Origin of the sequence: Streptomyces malaysiensis subsp. samsunensis, assembly GCF_024519315.1 — a bacterium.
Classification (GTDB): Bacteria; Actinomycetota; Actinomycetes; order Streptomycetales; family Streptomycetaceae; genus Streptomyces; species Streptomyces malaysiensis.
In genome coordinates, this window is sequence record NZ_JANIIC010000078.1 from 1 (window position 1) to 21,604 (window position 21,604).

The window sequence follows — 21,604 nt, forward strand, 5'->3', positions numbered from 1 at the left end:
GCGGGGCGCGCCCCGCCCCGGGGCCCCCCCCCCCGCCGCGCCCCCCCGCCGCTCGGAGCGGCGGGCCGTGTCACGGGCGTCGGACGCCTCCCGGTACTGCCACACCGCGGCCCCGCCGAACGCGGCGGCCGCGGCCACACAGGCCGCCAGCGCGAAGCTCATCGCCCGCCGCCCGGTGCGCCGCCGCGGGCCGGCGTGGGACTCCCGGGCCTCCCGCGCCGCCACCCGGGGCGGCTCCTGGCGGACCGTGGCGATCCGCCGCATCACATCGTCCTTCATCGTCGGGGGCGGGGTCAGGGCCGTGGCCACCGCCAGCTTCGCGGCGGTCTCCCGAAGCTCCCGCACCTCCTGACGACAGGCGTCACAGACCGCCAGATGTCGCTCGAACTCGGTCAACTCCCGCCCCGACAGGGCGTACACCGCATACGCCCCGGTCAATGTGTGCAGATCCGCCCTGGTCATGCGCCGACCCCCATGCAGTCCCGGAGCCGGATGAGCCCGTCCCGGAGTCTGGTCTTCACGGTCCCGAGCGGCAGGGACAGCAACTCCGCCACCTCACGGTAGGAACGGCCCCGGTAGTAGGCGAGGGTCACCGACTGACGCTGGAGCTCGGTCAGCGTCCGCATGCACCGCCGCACCTGCTCGCGTTCGAGCCTGGCCTCCACCTGCTCGGTCACCTCGTCGAACGCCGGGGTACGGGAGAGCAGCGCGGCGCGCTCCTCGCGGCCGGAGGCGGCCTGCGCCGAGCGCACCCGGTCCACGGCGCGCCGGTGTGCCACCGTCATGATCCAGGCCATGGCGCTGCCCCGGCCCGGCTCGAACCGCGCCGCGGACCGCCACACCTCGACCAGGACCTCCTGGGTGACCTCCTCGGCCTGGGCCGGGTCGCGCAGCAGACTGCGCGTCAGCCCCAGGACGGGCCCGCTGACGGCGTCGTAGAGGGCTCCGAACGCGTTCTGGTCCCCCCGGGCCACCATCTGGAGCAGCTCTTCGAGGTCCGGTCCGCGCGCGGCCGGTCCGCCGATGTACACGGGTTCTCTCACAAGCCGTCCTTCCGGGAACGATGCGGCGCACACGGAGGTGTCGTACCTCATTCGTCGCCCGGACGGGTCCGGATTGGTCAAGGTGCTCCGAACACATCAAGGTGTGCCGGACAGGCAGGGCAAAGGTGCGCCGGACACACGCGAGGAAGGTGTGCCGGACACGCGCTACGGGGCTGCGGACACGCGTTACGGGGCTGCGGACACGCGCTACGGGTGTGTGGACACGCGCTGCGGGTGTGCGGACACGCGCGAGGCCACCGGCGGCCCGCTCGGCCGCGGCGGCCTCGGCGCCCCGGCGTCAGTCAGTGGTGAGGGTGAGCCCGTAGGTCGTCAGGATCGGGTTCACCGGCTGGTAGTACGTCGTTCCGCCGACGGTGCAGTTGCCGGAGCCGCCGGAGGTGACGCCCTGCGCCTCGCTGCCCGAGATGTACGGGCCGCCGGAGTCACCCGGTTCGGCGCAGACGTTGGTGCGGGTGACGCCCCTGACCGTGCCCTGGGGATACTGCACGCTGGTGTCGTGCTGCTGGATGGTGCCGCAGTGCCAGCCGGTCGTCGAACCGGAGCGGCAGACGGACGAGCCCACCGGCGCCGCCTGCGAGCCGGTGACGGTGACATTGGCGCCCGCGGGGCCGATCACCCACGGCTGCGGAGCCCAGTCGGCGTTGGTGGACACCCATGCGTAGTCATTGCCGGGGAAGGTGGAGCCCTGGAAGCTGCCCTGGGCCACCCGGTTGAAGCCGGTGGTGGTGTCGCCCGGACTGCCGCAGTGGCCGGCGGTGACAAAGCCGTTCCGCTCGCCCTGGGCCACCGGGAAACCGATCGAGCAGCGGCCGGCGTCGTTGATGTAGAACGCCTCGCCGCCCCGCAGGTCGTACAGCGGGCCCGGCCGCTCGGCCGACTCCACCACCCGTACGACCTCCCGGTCCGCACCGCTCGCGGCGACGAATGCGGCCGCCTCGTCGGGCTTGGTCGACTGCACCACGACGCTGTTGCTCTTGACGTCGACGTACCAGGCGGAGGCGACATCGGCCGCCGGGGGCCGCTCCGAGGCGGCGCGGTCCAGGGCCTCCTTGGCGTCGGTGAGGGCTTTGAGGTTGTGCTTGACGACGGCGGCCTTGGCGCCCCCGGCCGTGATGGTGCCGCTCTGCTGCTCGTCGGTGGTGGCGACGGTGAGTTCGGCGGTGTTGCCGGACACCCACGCGCCGCCGTAGGTGCTGCCCAGGCTCTTGCGCAGGCCCGGTTCCGCGGCCCCGGCCCGGAACTCGTTGGATATCCGCATCCGTGCCTCATCGGCCGTCAGGCCCAGATCGCGCTGCATCGAGGCCAGCATCTCGGGGGGCACCTCCCTCCGGGGCCGGGGGGAGGGTTCACCGGGATCGGCCACCGCGGGTATGCCGTTCCCCAGGAAGAGGGCGGCTATCGCGACGGTGCAACCGGCGGCCAACTCGAGGCCGTGACGGCGTCTGCGGGACATCTTCGGTCTCCTCGGCTAGGGGAATGGTCACGCTGCGTGCCCATCTGGGCGCCAAGCGTAATTGCCGGGGACCTGCCTCGCTCGGTGGGCCGCGTCGGCCCCGTATCGGGGGTCATGCGCCCGGGATATGCCACGACGCGGCCGGGGGCGACCAACGTGACCACGGGTCCATCACCGCGACGCGGATACGGGTCCGCCCCGCCGCGGGGCACGCGACGGGGCGGACGGCGGAGCCGGTGGAGCGCTCGGGCACACCCGGGCGCTCGGGCTCACCCGTTGAAGGTCTCGGGGTCGAAGCCCAGACGGACGCCGGTCCCGAGGGAGTCGATCGCCGCGAGGTCCTCGGAGTCCAGCTGGAAGTCGAAGACGTCGATGTTCTCCTTGATCCGCGACGGGGTCACGGACTTGGGGATCACCACATTGCCGAGGTCCAGATGCCAGCGCAGCACCACCTGGGCCGGGGACTTCCCGTGCTTCTCGGCGATCGCCGCCAGCTTCGGGTCCTCCAGCAGGCCCTTGCCCTGGCCGAGCGGGGACCACGCCTCGGTGGCGATCTCATGGCGGGCGTTGAAGGCGCGCAGCTCCGCCTGCGGCAGCTGCGGGTGCAGCTCGATCTGGTCGATCACCGGGACGATCGAGGTCTCGGAGAGCAGCCGCTGGATGTGGGCGGGGTGGAAGTTGGACAGGCCGATGGCCTTGGCGCGGCCCTCGGCGTAGATCTTCTCGAACGCCTTCCACGAGTCCACGTACTTGTCGACCGCGGGCAACGGCCAGTGGATCAGATAGAGGTCCACATACTCCAGGCCCAGCTTGGTCAGCGAGGTGTCGAAGGCGCGCAGGGCCGAGTCGTACCCCTGGTCGCCGTTCTGGAGCTTGGTGGTGATGAACAGCTCGTCGCGTGCGACGCCCGACGCGGCGAGCCCCTTCCCCGTGCCCTCCTCGTTGCCGTATATGGCGGCCGTGTCGATGCTGCGGTACCCGGCGTCCAGCGCGTTGCGCACCGCGACCTGTGCCTCGTCGTCCGGGATCTGCCAGACACCGAAGCCGAGCTGCGGCATCCGTACGCCGTTGTTGAGCGTGATGAAGGGGACGTTGCTCACGAGCAGTCGATCCTTACGTCGGATGTGGATTACGTGCTTCCAACAAGTGCAACGATCAACGGTCGGCCGTCATTCCCACGGGCCCGCCTACCAGGCCCGCCCGCGCAGGACCACCACCCCGTTCCCGTCCGACCCGATGCGCTCCGCCGCCCGCCGCGCCGCCTGTGCCAGCGTGGGCACCTCGCCCAGCAGGGCGTAGAGCCCGCCCGTGAAGGCCGCCGAGGCCGCGCCGTCCAGCGGGCCGCGATGGGCGACGACCACCTCGGCCGCACGGGTGAAGAGCGCCGCCAGGGGCGCGCCGTCGGGGCAGCCGAGCACCACACCGAGCAGCGGGGCGCCGGTCAGCCGGCGGTACGCGGTCAGCAGCTCGGCCAGGCGGGCGGCGGGTGTGCGATACGCCTGCCCGTCGCCGTCCTCGAAGACCAGTGTGTGCCCCTCGCGGCGGCAGACCAGATGCAGCACATCCGGGCGTACGGTGAGGATCCGCCGCAGATCGGCGGCGGCCGCGGCGGGGCACCGGTCCACCGTGAGGACGCCCCGCGCGGCCCGCCGGACCGCGGCTAACTCCTGGGCGCCCGGGGCGGCGCCGGTCACCAGCACCCGCCGGACACCGCCCCCGCCCGGCTCCCGTACCGCGGCGCGGAACACCTCGTTGTGCGGATAGGTGGCACAGGCGGCGGCCAGGATGCGCAGTCTGCCGTCCGCGACCCGGTCCGCGGCCACCGCTCCGGCCACCGCGGACCAGAACTCGGCGGCGGTGGTGGCCGCCGGGATGTGCTCGGTGGGGAAGCCCGCCCTGCGCAGCAGCGCCACGGCGGACGAGCCGGGCGGGAAGACCCGCGTCAACTCCCCGATCTCCTCGGTCGTCAGCGCCGGATGCCCGTCCCCGTCCTGGCCGTCCACCGTTCCCCGTCGCTCCTTGCCCGTGCTCGTACCGCTTGTGCCCCCGTTCCGTTCCCCCGTTCCCCCGTTCCCCGTTCCGCCTCCGCGTGTGGCGCCTCTACTGAAGCGCGGCCAGGCGCAGGGGTTCGTCGAGCTCCTCCCGGAAGCGGTGCAGGGTGTGCCCCTCGCGCACCGTCGCGCCCACCGCGACCGCCGCCCGGCTCACCGCCCCGCGCGGTGCCCGTACCACCATGGCCAGCCGGTACGTACCACCGATACGCACCGCCGAGGTGTGCCGGATCTCCCAGCCCGGATCGGAGCGCAGCTCACGCCGAGCCTCCAGGCAGATCCGCTCGCCGTACGCGGTGCGGGCACCGTCGTGGAATCCGAGCCGGGGGCCGAGGTGGGCCGCGTGCGCCGGTGCGGTGGCCTTCGCATCCGCGGTGAGCTGGCGCGGGGTCATGGACCAGGCCACCGGCTGGAAGACCGCGGTGCCCCGCCGCACCGGTTCGGCCGTGAGGGTGACATCGAGATTGACCGAGTGCAGTGCGGGGTCCGGTGCGTCCCGGGCGCAGGTCACCGACAGGTGCACCAGGTGGTAGACGGCGTTGTCCGCCTCGGTTCGGAGGAAGTCCAGGAGTTCCGGATCCGGTCCCACGAGCTCCGTGGTCACCGGTAAGGCCACCGGCCCGCCCAGGATCACCCGTCCGGCCAGCCTCGGGCCGCTGGGCTGGGGTTTTTCCTCGGACATCAGTGCCAGTTCGCGTTCGGGAAGTTCGGGGAGAATGACGTCGATCATTTCGTGCCCCCTTCGCGGCTCAGGTTTGGTACAGCGCCTCGACCTCGACGGCGTACGCCTGTTCGATGGCCTTTCGCTTCAGTTTCAGCGAAGGCGTCAGCAGACCATGCTCCTCGGAGAACTGCGCGGCAAGTATCCGGAAGGTACGAATCGACTCCGCCTGGGAGACGGTGGTGTTCGCCGCGACCACCGCACGCCGGATCTCGGTCTCCAGATCGGGGTCCCGGACCAGGTCGCCCGGTGGCATCTCCGGTTTGCCGCGCATCGTCAGCCAGTGTGCGACCGCCTCCGGGTCCAGCGTGACCAGCGCCGCGATATACGGACGGTCGTTGCCGACCACCAGGCACTGGGCGACCAGCGGATGCGCCCGCACCCGCTCCTCCAGACCCACCGGGGAGACGGTCTTGCCGCTCGAGGTCACCAGGATCTCCTTCTTCCGCCCGGTGATCGTGAGGTAGCCGTCCTCGTCCAGCGTGCCCAGATCGCCGGTGGCGAGCCAGCCGTCGCGCAGCACCGCGTCGGTGGCCTTGGGATCGCCGAGGTAGCCCTCGAAGACCTGGCCGCCGCGCACCCACACCTCGCCGTCGTCGGCCAGATGCACCGTGGTGCCGGGTATCGGCACCCCGACCGTGCCGAAGCGGGTCTGCTCGGGCGGGTTGGCGGTGGCGGCGGCGGTGGACTCGGTGAGGCCGTAGCCCTCGTAGATGGTCACGCCCGCGCCCGCGAAGAACAGCCCGAGCCGCCGCTCCATCCCCGAACCGCCCGACATGGCGTGCCGGACCCGGCCGCCCATCGCGGCGCGCACTTTGCCGTACACCGTCTTCTCGAAGAACTGGTGCTGCATGCGCAGGGCGGCGCTCGGCCCCGGCCCGGTGCCGAACGCCTTGGCCTCCTGCGCCTCCGCGTACCGCACCGCCACGTCCACGGCCCTCTCGAAGATCCCGGACTTGCCCTCCGTCTCGGCCTTGCGGCGGGCCGCCGCGAACACCTTCTCGAAGATGTAGGGCACCGCGAGGATGAAGGTCGGCCGGAAGGTCTTCAGATCGGGCAGCAGCGCGGCGGCCGAGAGCTTGGGCTGGTGCCCGAGCTTGACCTTGCCGCGAATGGAGGCGACTTCGACCATCCGGCCGAAGACATGGGCGAGCGGGAGGAAGAGCAGGGTGGCGGCCTCGTCGTTCCGCTTGGAGTGGAAGGCCACCTCATAGCGCTCGACGATGTTGTCGCACTCGGCCATCAGATTGGAATGGGTGATCACACAGCCCTTGGGGCGGCCGGTGGTGCCCGAGGTGTAGATGATGGTCGCGGGATGCTCGGGGGTCACGGCCAGCCGGTGCCGTTCGACCGTGTCGTCCTCGATCGACTCCCCGTCGGCCAGCAGCTCCTCCAGCGCCCCCGCGTCCAGCTGCCACAGACGCCTGAGATGCGGCAGCCGGCCGACCACCGAGCCGACCGTCATCGCATGGTCCTCATGCTCCACCACACAGGCGGAGACCCCCGCGTCATGCAGCATCCAGCAGACCTGCTCGGCGGAGGAGGTGGGGTACAGCGGGACGCTCGTGGCGCCCAGGGTCCACAGCGCGAAGTCGAAGAGCGTCCATTCGTAGCGGGTGCGGGACATGATGGCGACCCGGTCGCCGAAGCGGACCCCGTGGGCCAGCAGCCCCTTGGCGAGCGCCGTCACCTCGTCCCGGAACCGGCCCGCGGACACGTCCTCCCAGCGTTCGTCCGCGGTCTTGCGCGCCAGCGCCACCCGGAGGGGGTCGGAGTCCGCATGGTCGAAGACGGCATCCGCCAGTCCTCCGGCCTGAGGCGGCGTCGCCAACGGGGGGACGGTGAACTCGCGCAATACCTTGCTCCTTGAAGCCGCTGGGCACAGCGCCGCGACCGTACCCGATCCGGCCCCGATACGGGAGAGGTGTTTTGTGCCCGGAACGCACGGAATGCCTGGCGGGCGGGGAGGTGAAAGGGGGTCAATCAGGCGCCGACGAGGGCGGATTGCGTGGAGTCTGCTCCTATGCGCCGCGTGTGTGGCTTATATGTAACGGTCTTCTGCACGAAATCTCTCCGATCGCGGCACCGGCCCCGCCAGGATCGCGGCGGCGAGTCGCTCCGCGGTGGCGTGCGAGGCGCCGTCCCGCTGCCGCTTTCCGTACAACAGTACGAAATCCACCGGGCCGAGGTCGGGCAGCCCGGCCCGTTCGGGGACCGGCGCCAGGCCGGGCGGAATCAGGCCATGGGTGTGTGCCATCACCCCGAGCCCGGCGCGCGCCGCCGCGACCAGCCCGTTGAGACTGCCGCTGGTGCACACGATCCGCCATGACCTGCCGTGCCGCTCCAGCACATCCAGCGCACGGGCCCGGGTCAGCCCGGGTGGCGGGAAGACGATCAGGGGGAGCGGACGGTCCGGATCCAGCCGCAGCCGTTCGGCGCCGATCCACACCAGCCGGTCCCGCCACACCAGCTGCCCGCCCGGCCGCTCATCCGACCGCTTGGCCAGCACCAGATCCAGCTTGCCCGCCTCCAGCCGCTCATGCAGGGTGCCCGACAGCTCGACGGTGAGCTCCAGGTCCACCTCGGGGTGGTCGCGCCGGAACCCCTCCAGGATCTCCGGCAGCCGCGTCACCACGAAGTCCTCCGAGGCGCCGAAGCGCAGCCGGCCGCGCAGCCGGGTGCCCCGGAACCAGCTCGCCGCCCGCTCGTTCGCCTCCAGGATGGAGCGGGCGAACCCCAGCATCGCCTCGCCGTCCAGTCCACCCCATGGGTGTCACGGGCGAACAGCTGCCGCCCCACGGCCGCCTCCAGCTTGCGCACCTGCTGGCTCACGGTGGACTGGCGCACTCCGAGCCGGTCGGCGGCCTGGGTGAAGCTGAGGGTCTGGGACACCGCGAGAAACGTCCGGAGCTGGGCGGGGTCGTACATGCGGCCACTGTACGAGGTCATCACGGAACGCGATGGCAGTCAGAGCGGTATACGGGATTCCCGATGGCCTTGATCGGGAGCATGATGAACGGGGCCCCGTCCGTGTCCGAAACGCCAGCCGAGAAAGAGCGAGAAAGAGAACGAATGCCCAGCCCGCACCGCCCGCACCGCCCGCGTCTGCGCAAGATCGCCCTTCCCTCCTGGCTCCCCCTGGACGGTTTCATCCTCGGACTCGTCGGCACCGTGGCGCTCGCCGCGCTGCTCCCGGTCAGCGGCCGGGCCGCCACCGTCACCGACGGGGCCACCACGGTCGCGGTCGCCTTCCTCTTCTTCCTCTACGGCGCCCGGCTCTCCACCCGTGAGGCGCTGGACGGAGTGCGCCACTGGCGGCTCCATCTGACCGTGCTGGTGTGCACCTTCGTCATCTTCCCGGCCCTCGGCCTGGCCGCGCGCGGGCTGGTGCCGTACGTACTGACCCATCCCCTCTACACCGGGCTGCTCTTCCTGTGCCTGGTGCCCTCCACGGTCCAGTCCTCCATCGCCTTCACCTCGATCGCCCGGGGCAATGTCGCCGCCGCGATCTGCGCGGGCTCCTTCTCCAGCCTGCTCGGCGTGGTCGTCACCCCGGTGCTGGTCGCGCTGTTGCTGGGCGGCAGCGGCGGCGGTTTCTCGGCCGACTCGATGGTCAAGATCGGACTTCAGCTGCTGGCCCCCTTCCTCGCCGGTCAGCTGCTGCGCCGCTGGATCGGCGGCTTCATCTCCCGCCATCGGTCGGTGCTGCGGCTCGTCGACCGCGGCTCGGTGCTGCTCGTGGTCTACGCGGCGTTCAGCGAGGGCATGACCCGGGGCATCTGGCACCAGGTCACCCCGGCCCGGCTGGCGATCCTCCTCGGCGTCGAGGCGGTCCTGCTCACGGTGATGCTCACGCTCACCTCGTACGGCTCGCGGAAGCTGGGCTTCGTCCGGGAGGACCGGATCACCATCGTCTTCGCGGGGTCGAAGAAGAGCCTGGCCGCCGGGCTGCCGATGGCGAGTGTGCTCTTCGGCGCCCAGGCGAGCCTGGCGGTGCTGCCGCTGATGCTCTTCCACCAGATGCAGCTGATGGTCTGCGCGGTGCTGGCCCGCCGCTACGCGGCGCGGGCGCCGGAGGCGGTGGAGACGGGGGCGGGCACGGGCACGGGAGCCGAAGGGCGGCCGGGGACTCGGGCTCGTACGGACGGCGCGGAGAGCGCGGACACCGCGCTGACCCGCGTCTGACGTCGGCTTTCGCCGGGCGGGCTTTCGGCCGATGGGGCCCTCCGGCGGTCGGGCCTCCTGCGGCTGGGCCTCCGGAGGTCGGGCTTTCGGCGGGCGGCGGCTTGTGGACGGGCGTTGTCAGACCCCTCTGGGAGGATCCGGGCATGACGACGCCGACGCTTCAGCTGACCATCGACTGTGCCGAGCCACGCCGGATGGTGGCCTTCTGGTCCGAGGCCCTGGGCTATGTGCCCGAGCCCCCGCCGGGCGGCCATGCCACCTGGCGGGAGTACTGGGCGGATATGGGGGTGCCCGCGGCGGAGCTGCCCCCCGGGGCCGGGGAGACCCCGGAGTCCATCGTGGATCCGGAGGGGCAGGGTCCGCGGGTGTGGTTCCAGCAGGTTCCGGAGTCGAAGGTCACCAAGAACCGGCTTCATCTCGATCTGAAGGTGGGCGGTGGGCGTGATGTGCCCCTCGCGGTCCGCACCGAGCGCGTCACCGCGACCGTGGACCGGCTGAAGGGGGCCGGGGCCACGATCCTGCGGATCATGGACGAGCCGGAGATGGAGTACTACGCGGTGGTGCTCCAGGACCCGGAGGGCAATGAGTTCTGTGTGGTCTGACGGTGTTGTCCGGTATGCGGCTCCGCCGGAGCGCTCAGCCGTGGGATGACCGCACGCGGTCCAGGGGGAGGCGGACGAGGGGGCCGGAGTGGGAGCCGTCGAGCGGGGCGTTGAACTCGCGGACGCGCCGCAGCTCGGTGTCGGTCAGGGCGCGGGCGTACAGACGGAACTCATCGAGATCGCCCGTCATATGGGAGCGGCTGTCCACGGCCTGGCCGAGGTGGAGGCCGAAGGGCGCGGTGCGGCTGACGGTGCCCGGGGCGTCGGGGGCGGTGACGGCGGTGCCGCCGTCCACGGTGAGGGAGAGCCGGCCGCCGCCGCGGACCAGGGCGAGGTGGTGCCACTGCCCGTCGTTGTACGCGGCGTCGGTGGACACCGAGGCGTTGGTGAAGGTGGCGAAGCCGTTGACCGTGGTCATCAGCGCCCGGATCCGGTTGCTCCCGGGCTCACCGCGCAGCCAGACCTGCGGCTGTTTGTCGCCGATGCCGCCCATCCAGAGGAACGGATGCTGCCCGGAGGCGGCCGAGTAGCGGAACCACAGGCTCACGGTGAAGTCGCGGGTGCCCAGCGGCAGCGCGTTCCGGTACGGGACGCGTACCGCGTCGTCCGTGCCGTCGAAGGACAGCGCCCCGTCGAAGCGGCCGTCGGCGCGTGTCGCCGCGCCGCCGAGCACGGTCGCGGACCGGGCGCCGGACGCGCGGTCGTCGGTGGTGGGGGCGGGCGGCTGGCGGGAGCCCAGCCAGTCCTCGGTGAAGCGGGCGAAGCGGATCTCGTCACGGGCGTCCACCGCACCGCCCTCGTACAGCAGCCCCACCGTGCCGGGTGAGATCGCCACCATGTCGGAGTAGCCGGACCAGTCGGTGGTGACGACCTTGCCGCGCTCGACACCGTCCCAGGTGCGGGCCTCGTCCCAGGAGGAGCGGACCATCATGGTGCGGCGGCGGTCGGGGTCGGCGGGGGCGGAGAAGAGCAGCCGGCTGTGGCCGTCGCGGGCCGGGTCGCGCAGCCGCAGGATCGACCCCTGCACCTGGGGGGTGGGCAGATCGGGGATGGTGCGGAACGGCCCGGTGAAGCTCTGGCCGCCGTCCCGGCTGATGGCGTAGTCGCGGTGGCCCAGATCGGTGCCGTCCTGCTCCCGTCCGCTGACGTAGATCGATCCGTCGGCGCGCTCCACCAGCGTCATCTCGGACGGCTTCTGGCGGAAGGTGCCGTCCTCGGCGAGCGGATAGGTGTCCACCGCGCCGATGCGCCAGCGGTTGCCGCCGTCGTCGCTGTAGGCGAGCGCGGCGTGGTTGTGGGTGATGCGGCCGCCGCTGAAGCTCTCCGTGTTGAGGGTGAAGACCAGCCGGCCCTTGTGCCGGCCGCGCTGGAGCTGGATGCCGTGGACGGGGCCGGTGGCGTACCAGGAGTTCCACCCCGGCGGCACCAGCGAGGAGCTCATATCGCGCGGGGCCGACCAGGTGGCGCCGTTGTCGTCGCTGTACTGGAGATGCGGGCTGCGGTCACAGGGGACGTCACAGCTCTGGGAGTCGTCGCGGCCGGTGTTGTACGTGCTGGCGAGCACGATGCGGCCGGTGCGCATGTCCACGACGGGCGCGGGGTTGCCGTGGGTGTCCCCCTCGCCCTCGTTGATCACTTGGAGCGGGCCCCAGGTGCGGCCGCCGTCGGTGGAGCGCTTGAGCACCAGATCGATGTCCCCGGCGTCGCCGCAGTTGTCGACCCGGCCCTCGGCGAAGGCGAGCAGGGTGCCGTCCTTGGCCTTGACGACCGCCGGAATCCGGAAGCAGGAGTAGCCCTGTTCCTGGGCGGACTTGAAGAGGACCTGTTGTTCGAAGCCGGAGTCGGTACGGGCCGCGGACGCGGTGGAATCCGTGTCCGCGGCCCGTACCGGAAGCGGGATCAGGGCCAGCGCCGCGGCGGTGAGGAGCACGGCGGCGCGGCGCCGCCAAGGTCTGGTGCCGGAGCGCGGTGGTCTGCTGCGGGGACGTGTGCGGAGAACTGACGCCATGGTCACGGCCTGCCCTTCAGACTGCCTCGTTGAGGCATCGGCATCTGGACGTCGAGACCGTCGGGCATCACGCCATGAGGCATGACGCCATCAGGACATCAAGACATCCCATGTCTCACACATGACTGCGGCTGAAAGTGTCTCGTCCTGTGGTCGCCCGGACAAGGACCGTGCGTCATATCCTCGTGACACTGGGCCAGTTGGGGTGCGGGCGGGGCGCGAGAGGGCGGCTGCCCGCCCCCTGGACCCCGCCCCGGGGGTCCGCCTCCGGGCCTCGCCCCCCCCGGCGGGATCCGCCCCGGGCCGCGGCCGGCTTCGGTCAGCCCATGGCCGACTGACCGGCCGTGATGACACTGTCCAGCAGTGAGCGGGACAGCTCGCCGATCCGCATGGGCCCTCCTCCTCGCGCCCGGAACTCTCCAGCGGATGTCAGGGTTTACGGCTTCGGACTCCGTCGCACAGAACGCGGTCGGTGAGGCCCTGAAGGGCCGCCTCGGCCCGGAGCACCTGCTCGTCGTCGGCGGTCTTGCCGGTGGAGCTGATGGTCACCGAGCGCCGCCCGCCCTCGGTGAAGCCGGTGCGCACCGTGGCCCCTTCGAGGTCGCCGCCGTGGCCCCAGCGATAGCCGCCGCAGCTGAGCGGCTGCCGCATCAGCCCGAGCCCGTACTGGGCGTGGGGGAACGCCACCTCGAAGTCCTCCGCGACGGGGACGGTCCGGCGCATCTCGGCCAGCTGCGCCGGGGGCAGCAGACGGCCGCTCAGCAGTGCGGTGAAGAACCGGTCCAGATCGCGGTCGGTGCTGATGAGCGAACCGGCCGCACCGCCCCAGGAGACGTTCCGGAGCGTGGTGTCCAGCCAGGTGCTGGAGCCGGGGAAGCGCTGATACGTATGCGCGTACGGGGCCTTCAGCCGTGGATCGTCCCCGGGCTCCGATGTGCCGGTCAGGCCCAGCGGGCGGATGATCCGGTCGCGGACCTCCTCCGGCCACGGGTGTCCGGTGACCTTCTGGATGATCATTCCGGCGAGGACAAAGCCGGGGTTGGAGTAGTTCCAGTCGGGCTTCGGGTCATCGGCCGGGGCGGGCGGGAAGTCGGGCCGGTGCTTCATCGCCCCGGCGACCACCTGCTCGGCGGAGACATGGTCGAACCGGGTACGGTCGAAGTCCGCCGCCGAGTCACCGGTGTCGTCGCTGTAGGCGTAGTTGTAGATGCCGCTGGTGTGCTGGAGCAGATTCCTGACGGTGATCCGGCGGCCGTCGTTGCCGTTGCCGCTCACCACACCCGGCAGCCACTTGTCCACCGGGTCGCTCAGCGAGAGCCGCCCCTCGGCGACCAGTTGGAGGGCGACCGTGGCCACGAAGGACTTGGTGACGCTCGCGGCCCGGTAGTGCGCCCCGTACGGCATGGGACGGCCGGTGTGCAGCTCCGCCTCGCCCGCGCGGGCGTGGATCCGGCGGTCCCCGTCACGCACCTCCACGGTGACGCCGATGAAACCGGCGTCCTTCAGGGTCCGGGCCACCGTACGGCGCAGCTCGTCCTCGGTGAGCCCGTGGTCGGTGGAGTCGGTGGGGTCGGCGGAGCCGTAGGAGGCGGCGGACGGCGAGGTGGCGGACGAGGCGGGGTCGGCTTGCGGTGTCGCGGAGGTGGAGGTGGCGGCGGCCGGGACCGCGGCCGCACCGCCGACGAGTGCGGCGGTGACGGCGGCGGCCATGACGAGGCGTAAACGACGACGTTTCGTGGGTGCGTTCATGTCTCATCAGCTTCCGGGCGCGGCGGTACCCCGGCCATGCGGCAGGCCCCCGTGTTCAGGTGGGGGCAGCCCCATGCCCCGGCTTGGGTGGAGCAGCCAGCAGCCAGCAGCCAGCAGCCAGCAGCCCCCCGGCCGGGCCCCGCCGGGCGCTCGCCGAGGGCCGGCCGGGCGCCTGGGGCGGTCAGGCCGGGGAGCCGGGCGGTCAGGCCGGGGCGATCTGGTGCTTCATGGGCAGCCAGACACCGGCGACATTGGTGCGCAGCACCGCGTCCCAGTCCTCCTTCGGCGGTCACCGCGACAGCCCGGCCATCGGCAGACCCGGATCTTGAACATGTGTACGAGACTCGGTAGGGGCCGGCCGACGCAGGGGGCGCTCCCCGCCGGCCGGACCGCCGACCCGTGCAGCGGGCGGGCCGCTCAGGCCCCGCCGACCGCTGTCCGCAGGGCGAGCCGCTGCTCGCCCGCGTACACGTTCATCGAGGTGCCGCGGAGAAAGCCGACCAGGGTGAGCCCCGTCTCCGCCGCCAGATCCACCGCCAGTGAGGAGGGCGCCGACACCGCGGCCAGCACCGGGATCCCCGCCATCACCGCCTTCTGCGCCAGCTCGAAGGAGGCGCGCCCCGAAACCATCAGCACCGACCCCGAAAGCGGCAGCAGACCCTGCTGGAGCGCCCGCCCCACCAGCTTGTCCACCGCGTTGTGCCGGCCCACGTCCTCCCGCAGGTCCAGCAGCTCACCGTCCGGGGTGAACAGCGCCGCCGCGTGCAGACCGCCGGTCCGGTCGAAGACGCGCTGTGCCGCCCGGAGCCGGTCCGGGAGCGCCGAGAGCGTCTCCGGCTCGATCCGGACCGGAGAGCCCGGAGAGCCCGGAGAGCCCGCGCCGTCCCGCCCGTCGCCGAACCCGTCCTCGAGCGGCCAGCGCGCGGTCGTCCGCACCGCGTCCAGGCTGGCCTTGCCGCACAGACCGCAGGACGACGTCGTATAGACATTGCGCTCGAGGGTGATGTCCGGGACGGGCACGCCAGGGGCCAGCGTCACATCCACCACGTTGTAGGTGTTGGAGCCGTCCTGGGTCGCGCCCGCGCAGTAGACGATGTTCGCCAGCTCCTCCGCCCGCCCGAGGACGCCCTCGCTCACCAGGAACCCGGCGGCGAGGGCGAAGTCGTCGCCCGGAGTGCGCATGGTGATCGCCAGTGGTTTGCCGTTCAGCCGGATCTCGAGCGGCTCCTCCGCCACGAGGGTGTCCGGCCGGGTGCTGACCGCCCCGTCCCGGATGCGGATGACGCGGCGTCGCTCGGTGACCCGTCCCATGTCGATCAGTCCCGGTTCTGTGCGTGGTTCTGTACGTGCTGGTACCCGAAACGGCCCTTGATGCACAGGTTCCCATGCGTGACGGGATTGTCGTGCGGCGAGGTGACCTTCACGATCTCGTTCTCCTGTACATGGAGGGTGAGGTTGCAGCCCACACCACAGTAGGCGCACACCGTCGTGGTCTCCGTCTGCGCCGACTCGTCCCACGTCCCGGCCGCCCGCATGTCGAACTCGCTCTTGAAGCTCAGCGCGCCGGTCGGGCACACCTCGATGCAGTTGCCGCAGTAGACACACGCGGAGTCGGTGAGGGGCGCCTCGTGCTCGGTGGAGATACGGGCGTCGAAGCCGCGGCCCGCGACCGCGATCGCGAAGGTGTTCTGCCACTGCTCGCCGCACGCGTCCACGCACTTGTAGCAGAGGATGCATTTGTCGTAATCCCGGACGTACAGGTCGTTGTCGACCTTCGGCTCCTCGTCCATCCGGGCGGCATCCGCGCCGAAGCGGTCCGGCTCGGCCCCGTACTCCTCGATCCACTCCGCGGCGCGCGGCGTGGTCGACAGATCGGTCGAGGAGGCCAGCAGCTCCAGGACGACCTTACGGCTGTGCCGGGCCCGCTCGGTGTCCGTGCGCACCTCCATGCCCTGCTCCACCCGGCGGGAGCAGGCCGGGGCGAGGGTGCGGGAGCCCTCCACCTCCACCACGCACACCCGGCAGGCGTTCTTCGGGGTGAGCGTGTCGCCCTGACACAGGGTCGGGATGTCCTTGCCCTCGGCGCGGCACGCGTCCAGCAGGGTGCTGCCCTCCGGGGCGCGGACCGGCTCGCCATCCAGGGTGAGGTCGACCAGCCGGCGCGGGGGTCGCAGTGGTATCGCGGTCACTTGAAGGCTCCCAGGCGGTCGATGGCGGACTCCACGGCGTTCCAGGCGGTCTGGCCCAGACCGCAGATCGAGGCGTCCCGCATGGCCTGGCCGACCTCGCGCAGCAGCGCGATGTCCCCGGCCGCGGCGGCGCCCGTGCGGTCCTTGAGCCGGTGCAGCGCCTCCTCCTGCCTTACGGTGCCCACCCGGCAGGGGACGCACTGGCCGCAGGACTCGTCGCGGAAGAACTCCGCGATGCGCAGCAGGACGCGGGGCAGCTCCACCCCGTCGTCCAGCACCAGCACCACCCCCGAGCCGAGCGTGGTGCCCGCGGCGCGCGTGCCCTCGAAGGTCAGCGGGACGTCCAGTTCGTCGGGGCGTACGAAACCGCCCGCCGCGCCGCCGAGCAGCACCGCGCGCAGGGTCTCGGGCGGCCCCGCGAGCTCCAGCAGCTCCCGCAGCGTCGCCCCGAACGGCAGCTCGTAGACGCCGGGGCGGGCGACCGTGCCGGAGACGCAGAACAGCTTGGTGCCGGTGGAGGTGTCGGTGCCGGTGCGCGCATACGCCTGTGCGCCCTCGATCAGGATCGGCAACACATTGACCAGCGTCTCCACGTTGTTGACCGCGGTCGGCTTGCCGAACAGCCCCTTCTCGACCGGGAAGGGCGGTTTGCTGCGCGGTTCACCGCGCCGCCCCTCGATCGAGTTGAAGATCGCGGTCTCCTCGCCGCAGATGTACGCGCCCGCGCCGCGCCGGATCTCGATGTCGAACGCGAACCCCTGGCCCATGACGTCCTCACCGAGGAAGCCGCGGGCACGCGCCTGGTCGATGGCGGTGCGCAGCCGGTGCAGCGCCCGGGGGTACTCACCGCGCAGATACAGATAGCCGCGGTGCGCCCCGGTCGCGTAGCCCGCGACGGTCATGGCCTCGATCAGGGCGTAGGGGTCGCCCTCCAGCAGGACCCGGTCCTTGAAGGTGCCCGGTTCGCTCTCGTCGGCGTTGCAGACCAGATAGTGCGGATGGTCGGGCTGCTGGGCGGTGGCCGACCACTTCCGCCCGGTCGGGAACGCGGCCCCGCCCCGCCCGACCAGCCCCGCCTCGGTGACCTCCCGGATCACCCCGGCGGGCCCCAGCGCGAACGCGCGTCGCAGGGCGGCGTATCCGCCGTGGGCGCGGTAGTCGTCGAGCGACCCCGGATCCACCACCCCGACCCGGCGCAGCAGCACCAGGCCGTCGGCGCCGGACTGGGGGACCGCGGCCACCGCGGGCGGCTCGGCGGCCGCGTCGTGGGGCGCCGACGCCGCGTCGGCGATCGCCCCGGCGGTGGCGGGGGCCACGACCGCGGCCTGAGGTGCCTCGCCCGCGCGGAGCGCCAGGGCCGCCGGGGCGCGTTCACACAGGCCCAGGCACGGGCTGGGCTGCCAGACGGCCCCGGAGCCCGCGGAGCCCGCAGGGCCCAGGTCTCGTTCGAGCTCCGCGCACACCTGAGCCGAGCCCCGGGTCGCGCACGCCAGATCCGTACAGACGTGGACGACGGTCGCCGGACGGGGTTTCACCGCGAACATCGCGTAGAAGGTCGCGACCCCGTAGCCCTCCGCCGGGGGGACCGTCAGCCGGCGGCACAGATAGTCCAGGCCGCCCTCGCTGATCCAGCCCACCCGGTCGTTGAGCGCGTGCAGCCCCGGCAACAGCAGATCGCGCCGCTCGCGTGCCTCGCGGCCGCCGCGTGCCCAGCGCAGATCGGTGTCCGTTCGGTCGTCCGCGCCCTCCCAGGCGGACCCGGGCGGGCCGAGCAGCGCGTCGACCGCCGCCCGCTCCTCGTCGGTGGGCTTGCTGTCACCGAACCGCAGATCCACGATCAGCTCCTTACGGCGGTCACGGGAATCTTCTCGATCCTTATGGCGGACGCCTTGAACTCGGCCGTCCCGGCGATCGGGCAGTTGGCCTCGATCGTCAGGGAGTTGGTGTCCACCTCGTCGGGGAAGTGCATGGTCATGAAGGCGAGCCCCGGCCGCAGCCCGGGTTCGATCCACACCGGCGCCACCACCGAGCCGCGCCGCGAGGTGACCCGCACTCGCTCCTCGGCCTCCACGCGGTAGCGGGCCGCGTCCTCCGGGCACAGCTCGACGTACTCGCCGCGCCGCAGCGGGGAGGCGAAACCCCCGCTCTGCACCCCGGTGTTGTACGAGTCCAGGCGCCGTCCCGTGGTGAGCCGGATCGGATAGGCGTCATCGGTCAGATCGACCGGCGGATCGTGCTTCACCGGGCCGAAGGGGGCGCGGGCGCCGCGCCGCTCCGAATCGCTCTCCCACAGCCGGCCGTGCAGATAGGTGGGTTCGAGGCGGTCGGTGCTGGGGCAGGGCCACTGGATGCCCTGATGCTCCTCCAGCCGGTCGTAGGTCATGCCGAAGTGGTCCGGGGAGACGGCGCGCAGCTCGTTCCAGACCTCCTCCGAGCCCTCGAACTTCCAGTCGTGGCCGAGCCGCCGCGCCAGCTCGCAGATGATGTCGATGTCCTCGCGCGCCTCGCCCGGCGGCTCCACGGCCTTCCGCACCCGCTGGACGCGGCGCTCGCTGTTGGTGGTGGTGCCCTCCGTCTCGCACCAGGCGGCGGTCGCCGGGAGCACCACATCGGCCAGCTCGGCGGTCTTGGTGAGGAAGATGTCCTGGACCACCAGGTGCTCAAGCGACTCCAGCCGCCGGACCGCCTGTTCGGTATCGGCCTCGGACTGGGCCGGGTTCTCGCCGATGCAGTAGACGGCGCGCAGTTCGCCCGCCTCCATGGCCTCGAACATCTCGGTGAGGTTCAGCCCGTACCGCGGCTGGATGACGACGTCCCAGGCGCGCTCGAACTTGGCGCGGATGGGCGGGTCCAGGATGTCCTGGAAGCCGGGCAGCCGGTTGGGGATGGCGCCCATGTCGCCGCCGCCCTGGACGTTGTTCTGGCCGCGCAGCGGCTGGAGCCCGGAGCCGTACCGGCCGACATGGCCGGTCAGCAGGGACAGATTGATCAGCGCCCGGACGTTGTCGGTGCCGTTGTGGTGCTCGGTGATGCCGAGGGTCCAGCACAGCTGGGCGCGCTCGGCGGTGGCGTAGGCGTGCGCGAGATCGCGGATGGCGTCGGCCGGGACGCCGGTGACCTGCTCCGCGACGCTCAGCGTCCAGGGTTCCACATGGGCCGCGTACTCCTCGAAGCCGCTGGTCGAGCGCTCGATGAAGGCGCGGTTGGCGAGCCCCGCGTGGATGATCTCGCGGCCCACGGCGTGGGCGAGCGGGATGTCGGTGCCCACGTTGAGCCCCAGCCAGCTCTCCGCCCATTCGGCGGTCGAGGTGCGGCGCGGATCGACGGCGTACATCCGGGCGCCGTTCCTGATGCCTTTGAGGACGTGGTGGAAGAAGATCGGGTGTGCGAAGCGGGCGTTGGAGCCCCACATCACGATGAGGTCGGTGTCCTCGACCTCCCCGTACGACGACGTCCCGCCGCCGGAGCCGAAGACGGCCGACAGCCCCGCCACGCTGGGTGCGTGGCAGGTGCGGTTGCAGGAGTCGACGTTGTTGGTGCCGATCACCACCCGGGTGAACTTCTGCGCCACGTAGTTCATCTCGTTGGTGGCGCGGGCGCAGGAGAACATGCCGAAGGCGTCGGGCCCGTGGGCCGCCGTCACGGCACGGAATCCGGCGGTGGCCCGGGTGAGCGCCTCGTCCCAGGAGGCCCGGCGGAGTTCACCGCTTATCGGGTCCCGCACCAACGGGTGGGTCAGCCGCGGGTACTGCTTCTGCTGTCGGTTGCGCTGGCGGTTTCGGGCCACGACGCGCTCCTTACGGCGCTCACGCCGCGTGACGCGACGTGAGGTAACCGAGCGTATGGGTATCGTCGACTGAATATTGAATACAGTATTCCCGAGAAGGGGGTCAAGGAGTCGGACGACACCTCGACTCCCCTCACGTTCGCCGGGGCTCGAGACCTGGGGCGCTGGAACGACCCGGGCCGGTGCTGGGACCTCAGCCGGTGAAGAGCTGGGTGGCCTTACGGATCAGCTCATAGACCCCGTAGCCAAAGGGCAGCACCACCCAGGCCCAGACGGCCACGGTCAGCGCGGTGCGGTTCCCGGTCGGTTCACTCATCGGTCTCCTCCCTTCTCGGCGGGCGCCGCCTCCGCCTCGGCCGCCGCGGCGGGGGCCGGTTCGTGGAAGCGCGGATGGACCGGACGTACCAGCTCATTGGCGATGAAGCCGACGACCAGCAGCGCGATCATGATGGTGAGCGACAGCGAGTACAGCCCGGGGCCGGTCTTCCCCGCCTCCTCCTGGTGGTCGGCCACCTTGTTGACGATGTACGGGCCGAGGACTCCGGCCACCGACCACGCGGTGAGCAGCCGGCCGTGGATCGCGCCCACCTGATAGGTGCCGAACAGGTCCTTCAGATACGCCGGAACGGTCGCGAAGCCGCCGCCGTAGAAGGAGAGGATGACCAGCGCGCACACCACGAACAGGGGCTTGGAGGAGTCCCCGAGCTGGGCGATGGCCAGATACATCAGCGCGCCCACGCCCAGATAGATCCGGTACATGTTCTTCCGGCCGATGAGGTCGGAGGTGGACGACCACACCAGCCGTCCGGTCATGTTGGCCGCCGACAGCAGGGCGACGAAACCGGCCGCCGCGGTGGCGGACACGGGGGTGTCGGTGTCCTTGAAGTAGTCGCCGATCATGGGCGCGGCCTTCTCCAGGATGCCGATGCCCGCCGTCACGTTCATGCACAGCACCACCCACAGGCACCAGAACTGCGGGGTGCGCAGGGCGTTGCGCGCGGAGACATCGGCCGTGCTGACCATGTGCCCCTGCTCCAGCGGCGGCTCCCAGCCGGCGGGCCGCCAGCCCTCCGGCGGTACGCGCACCAGCAGCACGCCCAGGGCCATGAAGACCCCGTAGGTCAGGCCGTGGACCAGGAAGGTGGTGGCGATGCCGCCGTTGTCGGTGCCGAAGCGCTCCATCAGCCAGCTCGACCACGGCGAGGCGATCAGCGCGCCGCCGCCGAAGCCCATGATGGCGATGCCGGTGGCCATGCCGGGCCGGTCGGGGAACCATTTCATGAGCGTGGAGACGGGTGAGATGTAGCCGATGCCGAGGCCGATCCCGCCGATGAAGCCGTAGCCGAGGACGACCAGCCAGAACTGGCTGGTGGCGGCGCCGAGCGAGGCGACGAGGAAGCCGGAGGAGAAGCAGACGAGGGAGACGAACATCGCCCAGCGGGGCCCGTTGCGCTCGACGAGCGTCCCGCCGAAGGCGGCGGACAGGCCGAGCATCACGATGCCCAGCTGGAAGGGGAGCGCGCTGGCCGTGCCCGAGAGGTCCATCGAGGACTCCAGGGGCGGCTTGAACACGCTCCAGGCGTAAGCCTGGCCGATGGAGAGGTGGACGGACAGCGCGGCGGGCGGCACCAGCCACCGGCTCCAGCCCGGTGGGGCCAGGGTGCGTGAGCGATGCAACGGTCCGACACGATCATTGGTGAGCATGTGCCCGGACTTTAAGGATTCAACGAGTCAATGACTAGACGTGAAAGCACCTGGGATGTGTCAGTCGCGTGGATGGGGTGGGTAAACTGTA

The 21,604-nt window shown here is 71.5% G+C and carries 17 protein-coding genes and 1 pseudogene; 2 read left to right on the top strand and 16 right to left on the bottom strand.

Annotation, left to right across the window (positions count from 1 at the left end; all coding sequences use genetic code 11):
- The 8 genes and pseudogenes from NQU54_RS41875 to NQU54_RS41910 form a co-directional block, all read right to left on the bottom strand.
- Nucleotides 1–462 (bottom strand): anti-sigma factor (locus tag NQU54_RS41875; RefSeq protein WP_372506349.1); only part of this gene is annotated, 462 nt, incomplete at its 3' end.
- On the bottom strand, nucleotides 459–1,043 hold the full coding sequence (locus NQU54_RS41880) for a sigma-70 family RNA polymerase sigma factor (protein ID WP_257635573.1): 585 nt from the start codon (nucleotides 1,041–1,043) through the stop codon (nucleotides 459–461). The genes NQU54_RS41875 and NQU54_RS41880, both read right to left, overlap by 4 nt.
- A gap of 298 nt (nucleotides 1,044–1,341) precedes the next feature.
- On the bottom strand, nucleotides 1,342–2,517 hold the full coding sequence (locus NQU54_RS41885; protein WP_257635574.1) for a S1 family peptidase: 1,176 nt from the start codon (nucleotides 2,515–2,517) through the stop codon (nucleotides 1,342–1,344).
- A 269-nt stretch (nucleotides 2,518–2,786) separates the two neighbouring features.
- Nucleotides 2,787–3,617, bottom strand: a complete 831-nt coding sequence (locus NQU54_RS41890) for an aldo/keto reductase (RefSeq protein WP_308408537.1) — start codon at nucleotides 3,615–3,617, stop codon at nucleotides 2,787–2,789.
- A gap of 87 nt (nucleotides 3,618–3,704) precedes the next feature.
- A complete protein-coding gene (locus tag NQU54_RS41895) occupies nucleotides 3,705–4,520 on the bottom strand; it encodes an effector-associated domain EAD1-containing protein (protein WP_257635575.1) in 816 nt (271 codons plus the stop codon).
- Between the two features lie 97 nt (nucleotides 4,521–4,617).
- Nucleotides 4,618–5,298, bottom strand: a complete 681-nt coding sequence (locus NQU54_RS41900; protein WP_069866976.1) for a hypothetical protein — start codon at nucleotides 5,296–5,298, stop codon at nucleotides 4,618–4,620.
- Between the two features lie 19 nt (nucleotides 5,299–5,317).
- Nucleotides 5,318–7,144 (bottom strand): AMP-dependent synthetase/ligase, encoded by a 1,827-nt coding sequence (locus tag NQU54_RS41905; RefSeq protein WP_257635576.1) that lies wholly within the window; start codon nucleotides 7,142–7,144, stop codon nucleotides 5,318–5,320.
- Nucleotides 7,145–7,330: 186 nt separating this feature from the next.
- Nucleotides 7,331–8,217: pseudogene (locus NQU54_RS41910) on the bottom strand (LysR substrate-binding domain-containing protein).
- 144 nt (nucleotides 8,218–8,361) lie between these two features.
- Here NQU54_RS41910 and NQU54_RS41915 point away from each other — a divergent pair.
- The gene (locus tag NQU54_RS41915; protein ID WP_087684317.1) at nucleotides 8,362–9,474 is read left to right on the top strand and encodes a bile acid:sodium symporter family protein; all 1,113 of its coding nucleotides are present in this window, start codon (nucleotides 8,362–8,364) and stop codon (nucleotides 9,472–9,474) included.
- Between the two features lie 143 nt (nucleotides 9,475–9,617).
- Entirely contained in the window at nucleotides 9,618–10,076 is a 459-nt protein-coding gene (locus tag NQU54_RS41920) for a VOC family protein (protein ID WP_257635577.1), read from the top strand.
- Nucleotides 10,077–10,110: 34 nt separating this feature from the next.
- On the opposite strand, the gene NQU54_RS41925 is transcribed toward NQU54_RS41920, so the two are convergent.
- From NQU54_RS41925 to NQU54_RS41960, 8 genes are all read right to left on the bottom strand, one after another.
- Entirely contained in the window at nucleotides 10,111–12,084 is a 1,974-nt protein-coding gene (locus tag NQU54_RS41925; RefSeq protein ID WP_257635578.1) for a sialidase family protein, read from the bottom strand.
- Nucleotides 12,085–12,513: 429 nt separating this feature from the next.
- On the bottom strand, nucleotides 12,514–13,833 hold the full coding sequence (locus NQU54_RS41930) for a serine hydrolase domain-containing protein (RefSeq protein ID WP_257635579.1): 1,320 nt from the start codon (nucleotides 13,831–13,833) through the stop codon (nucleotides 12,514–12,516).
- Between the two features lie 417 nt (nucleotides 13,834–14,250).
- A complete protein-coding gene (gene fdhD / locus NQU54_RS41935) occupies nucleotides 14,251–15,144 on the bottom strand; it encodes a formate dehydrogenase accessory sulfurtransferase FdhD (protein ID WP_257635580.1) in 894 nt (297 codons plus the stop codon).
- A 5-nt stretch (nucleotides 15,145–15,149) separates the two neighbouring features.
- Nucleotides 15,150–16,022 (bottom strand): 2Fe-2S iron-sulfur cluster-binding protein, encoded by an 873-nt coding sequence (locus tag NQU54_RS41940; protein WP_069866967.1) that lies wholly within the window; start codon nucleotides 16,020–16,022, stop codon nucleotides 15,150–15,152.
- Nucleotides 16,019–17,857 (bottom strand): NAD(P)H-dependent oxidoreductase subunit E, encoded by a 1,839-nt coding sequence (locus NQU54_RS41945; RefSeq protein WP_257635581.1) that lies wholly within the window; start codon nucleotides 17,855–17,857, stop codon nucleotides 16,019–16,021. The genes NQU54_RS41940 and NQU54_RS41945 overlap by 4 nt, the downstream gene beginning before the upstream one ends.
- A 2-nt stretch (nucleotides 17,858–17,859) precedes the next feature.
- The gene (locus tag NQU54_RS41950) at nucleotides 17,860–19,809 is read right to left on the bottom strand and encodes a molybdopterin oxidoreductase family protein (protein ID WP_257635582.1); all 1,950 of its coding nucleotides are present in this window, start codon (nucleotides 19,807–19,809) and stop codon (nucleotides 17,860–17,862) included.
- Between the two features lie 193 nt (nucleotides 19,810–20,002).
- The gene (locus NQU54_RS41955; RefSeq protein ID WP_256114259.1) at nucleotides 20,003–20,125 is read right to left on the bottom strand and encodes an MFS transporter small subunit; all 123 of its coding nucleotides are present in this window, start codon (nucleotides 20,123–20,125) and stop codon (nucleotides 20,003–20,005) included.
- Nucleotides 20,122–21,513, bottom strand: coding sequence for an L-lactate MFS transporter (locus NQU54_RS41960; protein WP_257635583.1), 1,392 nt, complete (start codon nucleotides 21,511–21,513; stop codon nucleotides 20,122–20,124). Before NQU54_RS41960 ends, NQU54_RS41955 begins: the two co-directional genes overlap by 4 nt.
- Nucleotides 21,514–21,604: the final 91 nt, after the last annotated feature.